Source organism: Treponema sp. R6D11 (assembly GCF_054786075.1).
In genome coordinates, this window is record NZ_BDHD01000947.1 from 1 (window position 1) to 438 (window position 438).

The following is a 438-nucleotide window of genomic DNA, read 5'->3' on the forward strand; positions in this document are numbered from 1 at the left end:
GATTACTGGTTTGCCGCCCCCGTCGTTTCTGCCGAAGGACGATTCGCGGATACCGTATTCCGCCGCCAGCGACTGAAGTTCGCAGTTTTTGTTTTTTACGCAGAGGAGGCAGTCCTGCGGGTGGTTCGCGAGGATCAATTCAAGTATTGTTTTGCGGACGTCAAAGAGGCGGGTGTTGTTGGTCACCACGCTGACCCCTGCCCACACGTCGTTGGCGCAGGCGGCGACAAGTTTTCCCCTGCCGTCGCACTCGACAACGCAGATACGGCAGACCGCGCGCTTGCACAGATCGGGGTGTTCGCAGAGGGTGGGAATTTTCACGTTGGCTTTTTTCGCGGCCTCGAGAATTCTGGTTCCTTCCGGAACGGTTACGGACACGCCGTCTATGGTTAAATTGACGTTTTTGTTCGGATCGGGTTTATGGCTCATTTTTCAAAC

General features: G+C 55.3%; 1 protein-coding gene. It reads right to left on the reverse strand.

The window, feature by feature from the left end:
• Positions 1-429, reverse strand: a 429-nt coding sequence (locus tag ACYVTD_RS16935; protein WP_461248815.1) for a 2Fe-2S iron-sulfur cluster-binding protein, incomplete at its 3' end; no start/stop codon positions are given.
• Between the last annotated feature and the right edge of the window lie 9 nt (positions 430-438).